This window comes from Streptacidiphilus jeojiense, assembly GCF_000719095.1.
GTDB lineage: Bacteria > Actinomycetota > Actinomycetes > Streptomycetales > Streptomycetaceae > Streptacidiphilus > Streptacidiphilus jeojiensis.
The window spans coordinates 303,208-319,348 of the sequence record NZ_JOEH01000002.1; the positions used below are offsets into that span (position 1 = coordinate 303,208).

The following is a 16,141-nucleotide window of genomic DNA, read 5'->3' on the forward strand; positions in this document are numbered from 1 at the left end:
TACCTGAGTGATGCTCGGGTCGGCCGGAGAGCGCTCTCTCGGATGCTCGGGGATGGTACGGCCGAGGGGCGCGACGGGGTGAGAGGCTGGAGAGGCGGGGGAGTGCTGTGTCCGCTCGGACGAACGGGGCCGATCGGCGTGCGGGAACGGCAGGCCGGGGGCCCCGCCTGGTGCGACTGCTTCCGAAGGCCTCCGCCGAACTGGCCCGGGCGGCACCCGTGGCACTGGCGGCACGGGTGCTGGCGGCCCTGGCCGTCGGCGCGGCGCCGGTCGCGGTCGCCTGGCTGACCAGGCAGGCGATCGACCGACTGACGGAACATCAAGTATCGGCGGCAGAAGTTCCCTTGATCGCCCTGTGCCTGTTCGGCGCGGCCGCGGCCACGGCCCAGTACCTCGGCGTCTACGCCGACCGGGAGCTGGGGCGGCGCACCGCGCAGCACGCCCTGGGGCGGCTGTTCGGAGCCGTGGTGGCCCCGGTCGGGGTCGCCGAGCTGGAGGATCCGGGCTTCCAGGACCGGCTCAGGCTGGCGCAGCAGGCGGCGACCGGCGGGAACGCGCTGCTGGCCCAGCAGTTCATCGGCGGCGCCCAGTCGGCGGTGACCTTCGTGGGATTCCTGGTGGCGCTGCTGCCCGTCTCACCGCTGTCCGCCGCGCTGGTGCTGGCCTCGGCGGTGCCGGCGGTGGTAGCCCAGGCCCGGCTGTCGGAGCGCCGGGTCCAGGTGCAGTCGCAGGTCAGCCCGCAGCTGCGGCGCCAGGTCTTCTACAGCTCGCTGATGCTCGACCCGCGCGCCGCCGCGGAGATCCGGCTGTTCGGCCTGGGGCCGCTGTTCCGGGGCCGGATGGTCAGCGAACTGACCCGGTCCCAGCAGCAGGAGCGGACGGTCGACCGGGCCACCCTGCGGGTGGACTCGCTGCTGGCCCTGCTCACCGGGGCCGTCTCGGCGGCGGCCCTGCTGGTCACCGCGGCCCGGGTCGGTCAGGGCCGGGAGCCGGTGGGGGACCTGGTGCTGCTGATGGCGGCGCTGGCCGGGGTGCAGGGCGCGCTCGCCGGACTGGTGTCCCAGATCGGCGGGGTCGGTCCGGCGCTGGCCCTGTACGGCCACTACGACGCGGTCGTCGGCGCGCGGCCGGTGCCGGGACCGGCACCGGAGCCGTCCACGGCCGGGGGGATGCCGGGGCCGCTGCACACCGGCATCCAGCTGCGGGACGTCTGGTTCCGCTACCACTCGGACCAGGAGTGGGTGCTCCGCGGGGTGACCCTGTCGCTGCCGGCCGAGGGATCGGTCGCGCTGGTGGGACTGAACGGCGCGGGCAAGTCGACCCTGGTGAAACTGCTGTGCCGGCTGTACGACCCGCAGCTCGGCAGCATCACCTGGGACGGCGTCGACCTCAGGGAGCTGGACCCGGCGGCGCTGCGGCGCCGTATCGGTGTGCTGTTCCAGGACTACACGACCTATGCGCTGACCGTCGCCGAGAACATCGCCGTCGGCGAGGTCTCCACCCTCCCGGGGGCCGAGCGGCCCGACACCGACGGCGGCGCCCGGGTGCGCGCGGCCGCGGCCGCTGCCGGGGTGGACACCCTGGTCGCCGGCCTCCCGGACGGCTACGGCACCATGCTCAGCCGCACCTTCGCGGCGACGTCCACCGCCGCACGCCGGCAGGAGCGGCGCGGAGGACAACCCGTCGCGCACCCCGGGGCCGGGCCCGACGTCGGGCGAACCGGGGTGGCCCTGTCCGGGGGCCAGTGGCAGCGGATCGCCCTCGCCCGTGCGCTGCTGCGGCGCGACGCGGACCTGCTGATCCTCGACGAACCCTCGTCCGGTCTGGACGCCGAGGCCGAACAGCAGGTGCACGCGCGGCTGGTGGAGCTGCGCGCACGGCGCACCAGCCTGCTGATCTCGCACCGGCTCTCCTCGGTGCGGCAGGCCGACCGCATCGTGGTGCTGCGCGGCGGCCGGATCATCGAACAGGGCGACCACGACTCGCTGATGCGCAGCGGCGGCGCCTACGCGGAGCTTTTCCGCACCCAGGCGGCCGGCTACCAGCTGGCGGCCGCGGAGCCGAGCGGCGGTGCCGGGCGATGAGCGCGGCGCAGGTACGGGTGTCCGTGCTGGGGCCGATGGAACTGACCGTCGACGGCAGGCCGGTGGCCATTGGCGCGCCGCAGACCAGGACGGTGCTGGCGCTGCTGGCCCTGGGCTCGGGCTCGGTGGTGCCGATCGACCGCATCATCGAGGGCGTCTGGGGCGAGCGCTCGCCGAGGTCGGCCGTGCTCAAGGTGCAGGGGCACGTCTCCGCGCTGCGCAAGGCCCTGCACGGGGCCGGCGCCGCGGCGGCGGCAGCGGTGCTGGTCACCCGCCCGCCCGGGTACCAGCTGGGCGGCGAGGGCTACTGCTGCGACATGGACGAGTTCACCGGGGCGGCCCGCAGGGCCTCGGCCCTCGCCGCCGCAGGGGATGCGGAGGCATCCTGCGAGCTGCTCGACCAGGCGCTGCGGCACTGGCGCGGACCGGCGTTCGCCGATGTGCCGGGCGACGAGGTGCGGCTGCACGCGGCGCGGCTGGAGCAGCTGCGCTCCATCGCCCTGGAGGACAAGGCGGCCCACGACCTGCGCCGGGGACGCTTCTGGGCGGTGCTGGAGGACCTGGGCCCCGAGCTCGACAGCAATCCGTTGGGGGAACGGGCCAGGGAACTGGTCATCCACGCCTATCTGCGGCTGGGGCAGCGCCATGCGGCGCTCGCCTGCTACGAGGCCGGTCGGACCCTGCTGCAGGACGAACTCGGGATCAGCCCCGGCCAGTCGCTGCAGCGGCTGGCCCATCTGATCCGGCACGGGGCCGCCCCCGGCGTCGAGGCCGGTGTCTGAACCGCTCGGCGTCGCATCAGATGTGACGTTCCGTCACTCCTCGGCCAACAGCCGGGCGGTGGGCAGGTCTCGCAGCGAGCGCAGCGGTGCGGCGGCGGCGACGACGGCCAGGACCACGGCGGTCGCCGCGCCCAGTGCCGCGGTCAGGTAGACGGCCCGGGGCAGGGACGGCTGGAGCACGGCGGCGAGGCCCAGGGCGCTGCCGGCCCCGAGTACGGCGCCGATCAGGCCCAGGCCCGCGGCCTCGTAGCCGGCCAGCCGGGTGAGCTGGCCCTCGCTCCAGCCGGTGGCCCCGAGCAGGGCGAACTCGGCCGCGCGCTCCCGGATGTTGACATAGAGCACGTCGGCGACGGCGACCGCGCCGAGCAGTGCGGTGACCCCGGCGGCGAGGTAGTCGGTGGGACGGGTCTGCAGCACCACGGCGTCGCCCAGCAGGGTGCCGGAGACGGTGCTGTGGAAGGCCAGGTCGATCATGGCGATCAGGGTGAGCGCGGCGATGCCCAGGGCCAGGCTGACGGCCCCGAGCAGGGTGCGTCCCGGCGCCCGGAGCAGATTGCTGCGGGCGAGCGCGCTGATGCGGCGGCGCGGCCGGGGACGGCGGACGAAGGCGACCGCGGGCCGGACGGCGGCGCCGGGGTCGGCCCTGGTGGCCCGCCAGGCCGGCCAGAGCGCGGCCAGCAGGCTCAGCAGCAGCGCGGCGGGCAGTGCCAACAGCGCGTAGCCGGTCCTGACGTGCACCCCCAGCAGCGGGGCCAGCGCGAAGGCGCAGCCGGTGCCGCCCGCCCCGGCCGCCGCGCCCACGGCCGCCGCCTCGGCGAACACCAGTTGGAACAGCCGTGGCCGGGACCAACCCAGACAGGCGAGGACCCCGAGCTCGGTGACCCGGGAGCGGACCGCGGCGCTGGACGCGTTGCCGACCGCCAGCGCGCAGGCGACCAGGACCAGTACCGCCAGCAGCAGGCTCTTGCGGTTGACGGCGGTGACCACGACGGCGGCCACGCCCTGCTTCAGCCAGGGCTGGGCCAGGGTGAGGGCCGGGCGGCCGTACTTGCCGGCCGGGACGGTGGTGGCGACCGTGGTGGCGGAGGAGCCGGTGACGAAGTCGACCTGCAGCCCGGTGGCCTTGCGGATGCTGTCCGCGATGGCGCTGACCCGGGCCCGGGAGAGCGCGTCGATGCCGACCTCGCCGCTCACCCGCACCCGGATCGTGCTGATCGGGGCGGCGGGGTCGATCCCGAGACCGGCCCCGGTGTTGATGTAGGGGGCCTTCTGCAGCCGGGTCAGCGCGCTGAGCGTGGTCAGCACGGTGGGGCGCTGCGCGATCGGCCCGGCCGGGTCGCCGTCGGGGCCGAGCGTGCCACCGCCCAGGGCGGTGCGGGAGGCGGCGTCGGCGCCGGCGGCGCCGGGTTGGGAGTAGAGGTCCATCGGCGCCGGGGCGAGCGAGGGTCCGAGGTTCACCTTGCCCGGGTCGAACACCCCGACGCTGCGCAGCTCGGTGCTGGACCGCGGGTGCACGCCGTCGGTCGCCGGCCCCGGCTCGTAGAGGTTGCTGTTGGAGTCGGCGGGGGAGTGGTCCACCACGGTGCGGGTGGCGGTGTCCTCCAGCTGCACCGGCAGGCCGAGCCAGCCGGCCCCGGGGTCGTAGGCGGAGCTGTGCCAGGCGGTCCCGGGCACGGTGACCGGCTGCTCGGTCAGCCCCGATCCCGATCCGGCCCGATGCGCCGTCAGCGTGGTGTTGCCGGTGGTCCAGATGTCGGAGACCACCGGGTCGTAGCCGGAGGCCTGGGCCGCCAGGCTGGGCAGTGGCGCGGCCATGGCGGCGAGGATCTGCCGGTAGGCCTGATCGGTCGTCACGGTCAGCTTCCCGGAGGGGGTCGCGGGCTGCCGGGCGAGCAGGTCGGGCCGGGAGATCAGGGTGCTGCCCGCGGCCACCGCGTCGGCGACCGTCGGCTGCAGGGAGCTCACGGTGATGTCGATCCGGTCCGAGGTGTCCGGCGTCGACGAGGCCAGGACCGGGATCGAGGGCGAGCTGTAGACCTGGCCGTTGGCCGTCCGGTCGTAGCGGTCGGTGTCGGTGAACGTGCTGGTCGACGGTCCGTCGGTCTCGGCCAGGTAGCGTCCGTCGACCACGGCGTGGTCCAGGCCGTCCAGCCGGGCCTCCTGGACCGGGTCGATGCCGGCGATCAGCATCGGCACGGTCAGACCGATGACCACGTGCGGGGACCGGCTCTGCGCGGGGGTGTCGGTGACGTAGGTCGGGTAGGTGGTGTCCTGGTTGCCGGACCAGCAGGCGGTGCGGCTGCGGGAGGCCGGGTCCAGCGCCGGGCCCTGGACCGTACTGCCGCCGGTCGCGGACGGGCCCGCGGCCGAACCGTCGTAGACGCAGACCCGGCTCACCGAGCCGTCCGGGTGCTGCTGCAACGCGTACATCTGGTCGACCAGGTCCTTGGGGTCGCCGCGCAGCGGGTCCCGGGTGACGTAGAGGTAGATCGGACCGTCCGGGATGCGGCTGGTGCCCCGGTCGGTGACCCAGGTCGGGTCGATCTTCAGGATCTGGTTCTCGACCCCCGGCTTGAGGTACCTGCTGAGGTCGACGGAGACCTCACCGGTCTGCATCGCATAGCCGCCGACCGCCACCGGCGCCGCGACCGACACCCCGGGCAGCGACAGGATCTTCTGCCACTGGCTGAGGGTGATGCCGCCGCCCAGCGAGCTGAGCTGGTCGGTCTGCACCAGGCCGCGGCTCTGCTCCAGCGAGGAGGCGGTGCCGGCGGGCCGGACCAGGATGTCGTACAGCGGACGGAAGTTGGCCTTCACCGTGCCGACGGCCTGCAGCTGCGCGCCCTCGGCTGCCGAGCTGAGCAGGGCGAAGCTGGTCACCGCCAGCAGGATCGCCAGCAGGGTCGCGGCCGTCCGCTCCCGCCGGTAGCGGAGCTGCGCCCGCACTGCCGTCCACACGCCGGGGACCTCCAGGGACTGTGCCGATGGTGGGCTGATGGTCTGTCATGGCTCGCGCCACCGGGGGAGAGCGCTCTCTTGTGATCCAGGCTTCCTGGCCCCGGCCGTCCCGTCAACCGGTTCGGGGCAGCCGCCGCAGCACCACTCCCACCACCAGCGGGGCGGGGAGGTAGCCCCAGGTGCGAGAGTCCACGCTCCCCGGATCGTCGCCGATCACCACCAGGCTGCGGTCGGGCACCCGGTCGGTCGCGGCCGGGGGGACGGCGGCGGCGACGGACGCGGGGACGCGGTCGCCGGGGACCGCGGCCACCCTCTTGATCAGCCGCCCGCCGTAGTCGGCGGGGGTGCCCGGCAGCCGGAACACCACCACGTCGCCGACCTTCGGGCGGGAACGGCTGCGGCTGCGGGTACGGGAGACCAGCACCCGGTCCCCGTGCACCAGCGCGGGGCGCATGCTTCCGCCGTCGACCCGCACCACCAGCAGCCGCCTGCGCAGCGTCAGTACCGCTCCGACGGCCAGGGCCGCGCCGCAGCCGAGAGCGGCCAGGACGGCCACGGTCGACGGCGCCGGGTGTGCCGCCAGGGGGTGCGGGGCCGGGCGGTCGTCGGTTCGGTGCGGCATGCGGACCACTCTCCGGCTCCCGACCAGCGGTCTCAACGCCACCGGTAGCGAGCCGTCAGGCCGTCGGTAGCCGTCCGGTAGGGACCCGGTAGCGGGTCGGTACGGACGGGGCGCAGGCTCAGCCGCAGTCGCCCGCCGACCCGGCCGGCCCAGCACCGACAGCACTGAGGAGACGCATGACCAGCAGAATCCGCTCGATCGGCGACCGGATGCTCGCCGTCCTGCTGCCCAGCACCTCGGCCGCCGCCTGCACGGTGGCCTACTACCGCACCACCAGCTACCTGCTGGGGGAGCCCGGCTGCGAGTGGGTCTACACCACGACCGGTTACACCAGCAGCAACGTGGTCTGTACGACCCGGAGTTACTGCAGCGGCGGCTGACTCGCGCCCCGTCCCCCATCGGCGCCACCGCCACCGGGCCGACCCCGGCGGTGGTGGCGCGCCACCGTCCTCCCCGCAAGGAGCCCTCCCCCAAGGAGTGTTGAGCGCGTGCTGTACCTGGCGACCGGTGTCACCGTCGTGGGCCTGCTGTGCCTGTTCGACCTGTTTCTGACCTTCGCCGTGATCCGGCGGCTGCGCGAGCACGCGTCGCGGCTGGAACGGGTGGCCGGAGCGGACCGGCTGCTGCCGGTGGGCGCGCGGATCGGGGCGGCGACCGCCGCCGATCTGGACGGGCAGCCGGTCACCGCCGACTGGCTGCGGCAGGGAACCCGGCTGGTGGTGCTGATGTCGGACACCTGCAACTCCTGCCTGGCCGAGGTCGGCGCCGCCGCCGGCTACGCCGGTCGGATGCCGGGCGGGCGGGACGACGTGCTCGCCGTGGTCACCGGTCGCGGCGCGGCCGACGGACACCGGGACCAACTCGTCGCCGGTCTGCGGGAGGTGGCCAGGGTGGTCACCGGAGCGGACGCCTCGGCGCTGGCGACGGCCTTCGCGGCGGAGTCGTACCCCTGCTTCTACCTGCTCGACCGGGGCCGGGTCGCGGTCGCCGGGCACGGTGTCGACGACCTTCCCGAACTGGTCCGGCACTGACGTGCGTTACCTGGTGCTCTGCTGCGACCTGGTGCTGGCCGGGGTATTCGCGACGTCCGCAGCCTCCAAGCTGCGCAGCCACCGGGCCCGGTCGGCCTTCGTCCGCTCGCTGGACCCGCTGCTGGGGCTGCGCGGACGGGCCGCTTCGGTGACGGCCGCCGCCGTGGCGCTGCTGGAGTGCGCCGCCGCGTCGTTGTGGGCGCTGCCCGGGGCGGGCCGGATCGGACCGGCGCTGTCCGTGCTGCTGCTGGGCGGGTTCACCGGGGCGCTCTCCTTGACGCTACGTCAGGGAACCGCGGCCCCGTGCAACTGCTTCGGCGCCTCGCAGGCACCGGTTGCGGTCCGACATATCGTCAGGAACCTGCTGCTGATGGCTCTCGGGCTGGTCGCGGCACTGCATCCCGGACCGGACACCGCGCCGTGGCGGGTCCCGGCCGCGGCGCTGCTGCTGTGCCTGCTGGCGGCCTCGGCCCCGGTGGTCGCCGTGGCCCGCCTCGACGACCTGGCCGAACTGCTGCGCCCTGCCCCGGGAAGCCGGTTGGCCGATACCGTTGACGCCCGACCCCCGGCCCGATCCGCACCGTGACACGGACCTGCACCGTGACGCCGACCCGTACCGAGCCACCGATCCGCTACGCGGCACCGACCCGCCTCGCGCCCCGACTCCCGCACGGACCCTGGAGCCCAGCAGCATGACCTCCCGCGCAGTTCCGCCCGCCGCCCCGCTGTCCGGCTCCGACCCGCGGACCCCGCCGGGCGGTACCGAGGACGGGGCCGCAGTCGGCGCCGCGGTGCGTCTGGTCGGAGTGTCCAAGTCGTTCCCGGTCGCCGACGGCAAGTCGCTCACCGCGGTCGACGCGGTCGACCTGGAGCTGGCGCCGGGCAGCCTCACCGCCCTCACCGGCCCCAGCGGCTCGGGCAAGTCCACCCTGCTGCACCTGATCGGCGCGATCGAACGTGCCGACTCGGGCTCGCTCACCGTGGACGGGCTGGACCTGGCCACCGCCAACCGCCGCTCGCTGACGGCCTACCGGCGCGGTGTCGGTTTCGTGTTCCAGCGGTTCCACCTGCTGCCGGCGCTGACCGCACTGGACAACGTGCTGGCGCCGGTGCTGCCCTACCGCAGGCCGGGGTTCGACCGGGTCGAGCGGGCCCGGGAGCTGCTGGACGCGGTCGGCCTGGCCGGGCGCGAATCGGCGCTGCCGTCCCGGCTCTCGGGCGGCCAGCAGCAGCGCGTGGCCATCGCCCGCGCCCTGATCAACCGCCCCCGGCTGCTGCTCGCCGACGAGCCGACCGGGAACCTGGACTCCAGGACCGGCCGCGAGGTCCTGGACCTCCTCCTGGACCTGCGCACCCGGCACCCGATGACCGTCGTCCTGAGCACCCACGACCCGGCCACGGCGGACACCTGCGAGCGCAAGGTGGTCCTGCTGGACGGACGGCTGGAGGCGCCCGACGGCCGGTGACCCCGGTCCCTGCCGCCTGCGCCGATCGGTGCAGGTCCGGGCGCTGCCGCGACGACGGCCGCAGATTCCTTCCGCCGCAGGTGAGTTGACGGTCGATCGAACGGGACTTGACGCGGGATTGGTTCAGACCTATCTTCCTGACCTACCCCTGCAAGTTCATGTCAATGACATGAGTTCACGTCCTTGAACCCGGGATCGGTTCCGCCCCCACAGGAAGGCATCCCATGCGTTCGTTCCCCATGCGTTCGTCCCCCGTGAGTTCGTCCCCCGAGTCCCCGCGACCGCCGGCGCACCGGCGGCGCAGGACGGCCTGGGCCGCCGGGCTGACCGGCCTGCTGATCGCGGTGCTGGCCGGTGTGCTCACCGTCCCGTCCAGCCTGGCGGCCACCACCCCCGCCGCCGGCCTGAACGCCGCCGCGGTCACCCCGGCCGTCGCCCCCGCGCCGACCTCCTTCGTTCACCCCGGCGTCGGCGTCAGCCTGCCCCAGCTCGCCTACGTCAAGACCCAGGTGCAGGCCGGTGCGGAGCCCTGGAAGGACGCCTACGCGCAGATGATGGCGAGCTCCTACGCCTCGCTGAGCCGGGTGCCCGCGCCGCGCGCCAATGTCGAGTGCGGCCCGGTCTCCAACCCCAACTACGGCTGCACCGACGAGCGCCAGGACGCCATCGCCGCCTACACCGACGCGCTGGCCTGGTACATCACCGGCAACGCGGCCTACGCGCAGGAGTCCATCAGGCTGATGGACGCCTGGTCGGCCACCATCACCGAGCACACCAACAGCAACGCCCCGCTGCAGACCGGCTGGGCCGGCTCGATGTGGCCGCAGGCCGCCGAGATCATCCGCTACACCTACACCGGCGGCTGGGCCAACCAGGCGCGCTTCGGCACCATGCTGAAGAACGTCTACCTGCCCGAGGTCATCAACGGCTCCAACAGCAACGGCAACTGGGAACTGGTGATGATGCAGGCCGCGGTCGGCATCTCCATCTACCTCAACGACACCGCCGACTACACCAAGGCCGTCAACAAGTTCCTGGTCCGGGTCCCGGCCTACATCTACCTGTCCACCGACGGGGCCCTGCCCAAGACGGTGCCCAGCCAGAACCTCACCACCAGCGCGCAGATCATCTCCTACTGGCAGGGCCAGTCGACCTTCGTCGACGGACTGACCCAGGAGACCTGCCGCGACTTCACCCACACCGGCTACGGCATCGCCTCGATCTCCAGCGTCGCCGAGACCGCACTGATCCAGGGTCAGGACCTCTACCCCGAGGTCGGCCCCCGGCTCCAGCAGGCCCTGGGCTTCCAGTCGAAGTACGAGCTCGGCGCGGCCGTGCCCAGCTGGCTGTGCGGCGGCAGCGTCAACAAGGGTCTTGGCCCGGTCACCGAGGTCGGCTTCAACGCCCTGCACAACCGCGAGGGCATCGCGATGACCAACACCCAGACGCTCACCGAGCAGATGCGCCCGCAGGGCACCAACGCCCTGTTCGTCGCCTGGCAGACGCTCACCAACGCCGACAACCCCGACGTGGTCCCCACCGGCAGTACCACCACGCCGCCCACCACCGCACCCCCGGCCGCCCCCAGCGGGCAGATCACCGGCTACGGCGGCAAGTGCGTGGACGTCACCGCGGCCGGCACCGCCAACGGCACCGCGATCGACCTCTACGACTGCAACGGCACCGCCGCGCAGACCTGGACGGTCGAGTCCGACGGAACGCTGCAGGCCCTGGGCAAGTGCCTGGACGTCACCTCCGCAGGGACCGCCAACGGCACCAAGGTGGACCTGTACGACTGCAACGGCACCGGATCGCAGACCTGGACCGCCGGGGCCAACGGCTCGCTGGTCAACCCCCAGTCCGGCAAGTGCCTGGACGCCACCGGCCCCAGCTCCGCCAACGGCACCCCGCTGCAGATCTGGACCTGCACCGCGGCGGCCAACCAGACCTGGACCCTGCCCAGCTGACGGGCTCCGGCTCCGGCACCGTGCAGTGAAGGGTCCGGACCGGCGCGGCTTGGGGAGTCGCGCCGGGGTGGGCACGCGTCAGCCGTCGGGGAGACCCGGAGGCATGGCGCGTGCCCGTTCCCATGTGTTCCCGCCGAATGTGTTCCCGCCGAACTGTCAGGCCGTGGCCAGTGAGACCTCGGTGGACTTGATCAGCGCGGTGACCCGGCTGCCGGCCGCCAGGCCGAGGTCGGCGACCGCGTCCTTGGTGATCGCCGCGGTGAGCTCGCCGCCGTCGACGGTGATCTTGACGGTGGCCATCGCGCCGCCGGTGGCGACGTCGGTGACGGTGCCGGGGATCCGGTTGCGGATGCTCAGCCCCTGGACCGGCCCGGTGGCCAGTGAGACCTCGGTGGACTTGACCATGGCGCGCACCGCGGTGCCCTCGGCGAGCCCCAGCTCCTTGACGGCCTCCAGGGTGATGGCCGCGGTGATGTCCTGACCGCCGGTCAGCCGGGTCCGCACCGTGGCCATGACCTCCCCGGCGGTGATCGAGGTGACGGTGCCGGGGATCTGGTTGCGGATGCTCAGGCTCATGGGGGTCGGTCCTCACGTGGTGCGGTGGGGTGGGGGCAGGTGTCCGCCTGCGGTGTCTCCTTCACCGTAGCCAGCATCGGCCTGCCCCGCCGGGACCCCGTCGCAGCTGCGAGGGGGAGTCGCCCCTGTCGGCCGCATCGGCGTGCCGTCCTCTCCCCGCCGTCTCCCCGGCGTCGTCAGTGCTGCCCGACCTGGTAGTTGCCGGCCGGCTGCTGGGTGATGACGTTCAGCCGGTTGAAGGCGTTGATCAGGGCGATGACGCAGACCAGGTCGGCGAGCTGGTCCTGGTCGAAGTGCTTGGCGGCGTTGGCCCAGACCTCGTCCGGGACGCCGCCGGCCGCGTCGGCGGTGCGGGTGCCCTGCTCGGCCAGCTCCAGGGCGGCGCGCTCGGCCTCGGTGAACACCGTGGCCTCGCGCCAGGCCGCGACCAGGTGCAGGCGCTGGTGGCTCTCCCCGGCGTGCACGGCCTCCTTGGTGTGCATGTCGACGCAGCCGGAGCAGCCGTTGATCTGGCTGGCGCGCAGCCGCACCAGCTCCTGCGTCGCGATCGGCAGCGTCGAGTCCGCGAGCGCCCGGTTCGCGGCGATGATGTGCTTCACGGACTTGGCTGCGACCGGGTTGTCGAGGACGGTCAGGCGGGCTTCCATGGTGCGCTCCTTGGCGTTGTCCGCCGCTGTTCGGCGGATACACCCCTTAGGACAGGACAGCCCGGCGAGCTGTGACACGGCCGGATGTGACCTGCGTCTCCTGTCTGGTATGTGTCGGCAGATGAAGGCAGAATCGAACGTATGCGCGAACGCTCGTCCCGCCCGACCCCTGACGACTGGCCCTCCGCCCTCCCCGCACCACTGAGCCGTGACCTGCCCGAGGCCGCGCTCAGCTGGCTCCACCAGGCCCTGCCCGCCGACCAGTGGCTGCACCCGGTCCTCCGCGGCCGGCCCTGGATCCTGGCGGTGCTGGGCACCTGGCGCATCGACCGTGAGATCGAGACCCTCCGCGCCCACCGGCGCTATGTCGCCGACGCATGGTCGGAGGTGCTGGGTCCGCAGGTCACCGAACAGCTCCTGGCCGCCCACGAGGCCGAGGCTGAACGCCTCACCGTGCTGGGGCGCCAGCTCCGGGCAGTGGAGACGGTGCTGTTCCACCGCGCCGACCGGTCCTGGTAGCCGGCCGGGCGTGCCGGTGATCAATGGCGGATATGCTGGCGCCATTTCGAGCGACGAGGATTGTCCGATGGCTGGGGAACCCGAGCAGGCGCCGCGGCTGCGCAAGGACGCGGAGCGCAATCTGGCGCGCATCCTGACCGCGGCGCGGGAGGTGTTCCGGGACCGGGGCGTCGGAGCGACGCTCAACGACATCGCGCACCACGCCGGGGTCGGGGTGGGCACCGTCTACCGGAAGTTCTCCGACAAGGAGGCGCTGGTCGACGCCCTGTTCGACGACATGGTCGAGACCGTGGACGGGTACCTGCGCCAGGCGCTGACCGAGCCGGACGCCTGGGTCGGGCTGACCTGGGCGCTGGAGCGGGTGTGCGAGGTCCAGTCCTTCGACCGGGGGCTGCGCGAGGTGATGCTCGGTACCGGTCGCGGACCGGCGCGGCAGAAGCAGATGCGCGACCGGGTCGCCCCGTCCGTCGACGCACTGGTCGCCAGGGCCCAGGAGCAGGGCACGCTGCGGCGCGACCTGGTGCCGCCGGACTTCCCCATCCTGCAGCTGATGGTCGGCGCCGTCACCGATCACATCGGCCAACCCGAGCTGTGGCGCCGCTATCTGACGATCCTGATCGACGGCCTGCGTGCGCAGCCGGGCCGGCCGACGCCGCTGCCCGCGTTCGAGGTCACCGACGAGCAGATGCACGACGCGCTGGTCGACAGCAGTACCGAGCAGGCGCGCACCCGTCGGGCCCGGACCCGCCGGAAGAAGACCACGTAGCGGTGTCCGCACCGGGCTTCCGGCGAGGCCCGGTGCGGGACGGTCAGGACGCGGGGCCCCAGTCGGTCGGGCTGGTGGTGAACCGGTCGGGTGAGGTGAGCAGGAGGTTGAGCACGGAGGCCGCGGGCCCGCCGTAGCCGACCGTGTAGACGCCGCCGGCCAGGTTCCCCAGTTCCTGCGGTGTGGGCGCGACGGGGAAGTGGAAGGTGGACGGGGTCTGGCTGGTGAGCACCAGTTGGATCCGGTCCCCTGCCGGGATCTTGGTGAGGTTGGACAGCAGCGAGATGTCGTAGCGGGTGGTGCGGCCGGGGGTGACCGGCTGCGAACTCGCCTGGGTGAACGGGTGGCTGGGCTTGAGCAGGGTGCCGCCCTGGCCGTACCAGCTGGTCAGCGGGGACAGCGCCCGCTGGCTGCCGAGCAGTACGCCGTCGGCCTGCTTGGTCACCGTGCCGTCGGGGGCGACGATGTTGAGCGTGGCGCTCAACTCGGTGTCGGTGGCGGTCGAGGAGGCGTAGACGGTCACGTCCGACGGACCGTCAAGAACCGCTGCCGAGGCCAGCGGGCTGCTGGTGTAGGTCAGCGAGTTGGTGGTGCTGGCCGGGGCCCAGGCCAGGGTGTCGTCGGCACCGCTGCCGGCCGGGGTGCGGCTGAGCGTGCCCTTGCCGAGGTAGTAGCTGCTGGCGTCGCCGGACGGCGGCCACGCCGCGGTGTCGGTCCACCGGTTCGCGCCGTTCTCGAACAGGTGCAGCGGGGTGGAGGTGTCGGCCATCCCGGTCTTCTCGCCCTTGAGCCAGGTGTCGAACCACTCCAGCCGCTGGTTCTGCAGGGTGGTGGCGTTGACGTTCTCCCCGTGCGTCCACGGGCCTACGATCGCCTGGTAGCGGCCGGTGACCGGCTCGCCGGCGGTGATCGGGGCGGTCAGCGGACGGTGGTAGTAGGCGTTCTGCGCCGCGACGTAGTCGCCCAGGTTCCCGCCCGGGAACAGGTCGTTCCAGCCCGCCTCGGTCAGCGCCGGGATGCCGTTGGCCACGATGGTGGGCATCAGCTTCTGCACGTCGAGCTGCTGCCAGTAGGCGTTGTCGTAGGCGTCGGAGCCGCCGGTGGCCTGCTGGGCGACCACGACCGACTGCGGGTCGGTGGCGGGGTCGTCCTCCGGGCCGCGCGGTTCGGCCCGGCCGATGCCGGCGACGAACGGGGTGGGGATCCCGCCGTTGGCGGTCAGGTCGTTGTAGAAGTCGGAGTCGGTGCAGAACGGGGTGATCGCCTTGAGCGCGGAGTCGGTGCCGACCGCCGCGGCGGTGAACCACTGGTCCACGCCCAGGTAGGAGCAGCCGTCCAGGCCGACTCGCCCGTCCGAGCCGGCCAGGCTGCGGGCCGCCCAGTCCACCAGTTCCGCGCCGTCCTGGCCCTGGCGCTGCCCGAACCAGGAGAGCTGGCCGCCCGAGGCGCCGGTGCCGCGCACCGCGGAGGCGACGTAGATGTATCCGCGCTGGACGAAGTAGTCCCCGGGGGTGGTCGGGTCCGACTGCGCGCTGCCGTAGGGGTTCTGAGTGAGCAGCACCGGGAAGGTGCCGGTGGCCCGGGCCCCGGTGGCCGGGTCGGTGGGGTAGACCACCTCGGCGGAGATGGTCACCCCGTCGTCCATCTTCACCGAGACGTTCACCGGGGCACTCACCCCGTAGGCGGCCGCTTCGGGCGTCCAGGCCGGGTGCGACGCCGCGCCGGCGGCGGGGGCGAGGGCGGTGCTGACCAGGGTGGCCGCGGCGAGTCCGGTGGCGAGGGTGGACGCGTTCGGATGCCGGCGGAGGAGGGCGAGCGGCGTTCGTGTGCTCATGCAGGTCTCCATTGACTGTGGTGCAGGTGCCGGGCCGCGCGTGGGTGGCGCTGGGCGGCCGGGCCGGGTGGGGGTTGTCTCAGGCGCCGAGGGCGGGTGCGGCTGCGGCCGGACCGCTGAAGCGGGTCAGCGGGAAGAGCGGGAAGACCGTGCGGCGCAGGGTGTCGTTGGCCAACTCGGCCAGCACGACGTAGAAGGCGACCGCGGCCAGCACGATCTCGGCCCAACCCGCCGCGTGCAGTGCGGAGTCGACCGGCACGCCGGAGCTGGTCGCGCCGAGGTAGGCGATGGCCAGCAGCACGATGGTGAGGTCCAGCAGGCAGAAGGCGGTGAGGGTGACGGCGTTGGTGCCCAGGCTGGCGATGGTGAAGACGACGGTGACCACCAGCCAGGCGAGCAGGAACACCCCGAGTGCCTGGACCACGGCGTGGTGGGCCTGGCCCGCGAGGGCCTGCGGCGTGGCCCCGGTGCCGGCGCCCGCGGCGACCACCTCGGCAGCGATGTGCGGGGCCACGTAGAACTCGATGGCCGTGTAGCCCAGCCAGAAGGCGCCGTAGGCGGTGAGGAACGCGGCGACGAAGGTGGTGCCGGCGGCCAGGGCGAAGAACCCGGCGACCATCTGCACGATGCCGCCGTAGAAGAACGTCCCGGTCAGGATCACCGAGCTGCCCGCCGCGTTCATCGCGCCGGTGGTGGACAGGCCGAGTGCGAGCGAGCACCAGGCGAAGCCGGCGGCACCGACGGCAATCGCGTGTCCGATGCGGGGTGGCGCGGCTGAAGCGGGGGACGGACCCGCGGGGGAGACGGACGTGGCTGTCATGACAAGCACCCTTCGTTGGATGTTGCAGGACGTGCGACCAACCGAACGGTCGGTAGTGTTCGCGCGTCA

15 protein-coding genes and 1 pseudogene are annotated in these 16,141 nt (G+C 73.2%); 10 read left to right on the top strand and 6 right to left on the bottom strand.

The window, feature by feature from the left end:
* Positions 1 to 170 precede the first annotated feature (170 nt).
* Together IF29_RS0103370 and IF29_RS0103375 are read left to right on the top strand one after the other, a co-directional pair.
* Entirely contained in the window at positions 171 to 2,084 is a 1,914-nt protein-coding gene (locus IF29_RS0103370) for an ABC transporter ATP-binding protein (RefSeq protein ID WP_051724825.1), read from the top strand.
* The gene (locus tag IF29_RS0103375) at positions 2,081 to 2,866 is read left to right on the top strand and encodes an AfsR/SARP family transcriptional regulator (protein ID WP_030249259.1); all 786 of its coding nucleotides are present in this window, start codon (positions 2,081 to 2,083) and stop codon (positions 2,864 to 2,866) included. The genes IF29_RS0103370 and IF29_RS0103375 overlap by 4 nt, the downstream gene beginning before the upstream one ends.
* A gap of 33 nt (positions 2,867 to 2,899) precedes the next feature.
* Here the strand turns inward: IF29_RS0103375 and IF29_RS41525 are convergent, their stop codons facing one another.
* Positions 2,900 to 5,824: an FtsX-like permease family protein gene (locus tag IF29_RS41525; protein WP_157623555.1), complete on the bottom strand. Its 2,925-nt coding sequence runs from the start codon at positions 5,822 to 5,824 to the stop codon at positions 2,900 to 2,902.
* Positions 5,825 to 5,936: 112 nt separating this feature from the next.
* Positions 5,937 to 6,446, bottom strand: a complete 510-nt coding sequence (lepB, locus tag IF29_RS0103385; protein WP_084713442.1) for a signal peptidase I — start codon at positions 6,444 to 6,446, stop codon at positions 5,937 to 5,939.
* 176 nt (positions 6,447 to 6,622) lie between these two features.
* Here lepB and IF29_RS0103390 point away from each other — a divergent pair, with 176 nt between their 5' ends.
* The 6 genes and pseudogenes from IF29_RS0103390 (at position 6,623) to IF29_RS47335 (ending at position 10,910) form a co-directional block, all read left to right on the top strand.
* A complete protein-coding gene (locus IF29_RS0103390; RefSeq protein ID WP_030249265.1) occupies positions 6,623 to 6,826 on the top strand; it encodes a hypothetical protein in 204 nt (67 codons plus the stop codon).
* Between the two features lie 108 nt (positions 6,827 to 6,934).
* Positions 6,935 to 7,477 (top strand): hypothetical protein, encoded by a 543-nt coding sequence (locus IF29_RS43155; protein WP_030249268.1) that lies wholly within the window; start codon positions 6,935 to 6,937, stop codon positions 7,475 to 7,477.
* On the top strand, positions 7,443 to 8,063 hold the full coding sequence (locus IF29_RS43160; protein WP_157623557.1) for a MauE/DoxX family redox-associated membrane protein: 621 nt from the start codon (positions 7,443 to 7,445) through the stop codon (positions 8,061 to 8,063). The genes IF29_RS43155 and IF29_RS43160 overlap by 35 nt, the downstream gene beginning before the upstream one ends.
* Before the next feature lie 106 nt (positions 8,064 to 8,169).
* A complete protein-coding gene (locus IF29_RS0103405) occupies positions 8,170 to 8,943 on the top strand; it encodes an ABC transporter ATP-binding protein (protein ID WP_051724827.1) in 774 nt (257 codons plus the stop codon).
* Between the two features lie 254 nt (positions 8,944 to 9,197).
* Positions 9,198 to 10,469 (top strand): annotated as a pseudogene (locus tag IF29_RS0103410) (alginate lyase family protein); the annotation flags it as partial.
* 3 nt (positions 10,470 to 10,472) lie between these two features.
* Positions 10,473 to 10,910, top strand: coding sequence for an RICIN domain-containing protein (locus IF29_RS47335; protein WP_269664930.1), 438 nt, complete (start codon positions 10,473 to 10,475; stop codon positions 10,908 to 10,910).
* 156 nt (positions 10,911 to 11,066) lie between these two features.
* Here the strand turns inward: IF29_RS47335 and IF29_RS0103415 are convergent, their stop codons facing one another.
* Both IF29_RS0103415 and IF29_RS0103420 read right to left on the bottom strand, forming a co-directional pair.
* The gene (locus IF29_RS0103415; protein ID WP_030249278.1) at positions 11,067 to 11,486 is read right to left on the bottom strand and encodes a TOBE domain-containing protein; all 420 of its coding nucleotides are present in this window, start codon (positions 11,484 to 11,486) and stop codon (positions 11,067 to 11,069) included.
* 176 nt (positions 11,487 to 11,662) lie between these two features.
* Positions 11,663 to 12,133 (bottom strand): carboxymuconolactone decarboxylase family protein, encoded by a 471-nt coding sequence (locus IF29_RS0103420; protein WP_030249281.1) that lies wholly within the window; start codon positions 12,131 to 12,133, stop codon positions 11,663 to 11,665.
* Positions 12,134 to 12,274: 141 nt separating this feature from the next.
* Here IF29_RS0103420 and IF29_RS0103425 point away from each other — a divergent pair, with 141 nt between their 5' ends.
* Positions 12,275 to 12,652: a hypothetical protein gene (locus IF29_RS0103425; RefSeq protein WP_030249282.1), complete on the top strand. Its 378-nt coding sequence runs from the start codon at positions 12,275 to 12,277 to the stop codon at positions 12,650 to 12,652.
* Between the two features lie 67 nt (positions 12,653 to 12,719).
* Positions 12,720 to 13,418 carry a TetR/AcrR family transcriptional regulator gene (locus IF29_RS0103430; protein ID WP_051724828.1) on the top strand — a complete coding sequence of 233 codons (699 nt, stop codon included), beginning with the start codon at positions 12,720 to 12,722 and terminating at the stop codon, positions 13,416 to 13,418.
* A gap of 43 nt (positions 13,419 to 13,461) precedes the next feature.
* On the opposite strand, the gene IF29_RS0103435 is transcribed toward IF29_RS0103430, so the two are convergent.
* The gene (locus tag IF29_RS0103435) at positions 13,462 to 15,252 is read right to left on the bottom strand and encodes a CocE/NonD family hydrolase (RefSeq protein WP_084713444.1); all 1,791 of its coding nucleotides are present in this window, start codon (positions 15,250 to 15,252) and stop codon (positions 13,462 to 13,464) included.
* A gap of 79 nt (positions 15,253 to 15,331) precedes the next feature.
* The gene (locus IF29_RS0103440; protein WP_051724829.1) at positions 15,332 to 16,072 is read right to left on the bottom strand and encodes an acetate uptake transporter; all 741 of its coding nucleotides are present in this window, start codon (positions 16,070 to 16,072) and stop codon (positions 15,332 to 15,334) included.
* Positions 16,073 to 16,141 lie beyond the last annotated feature (69 nt).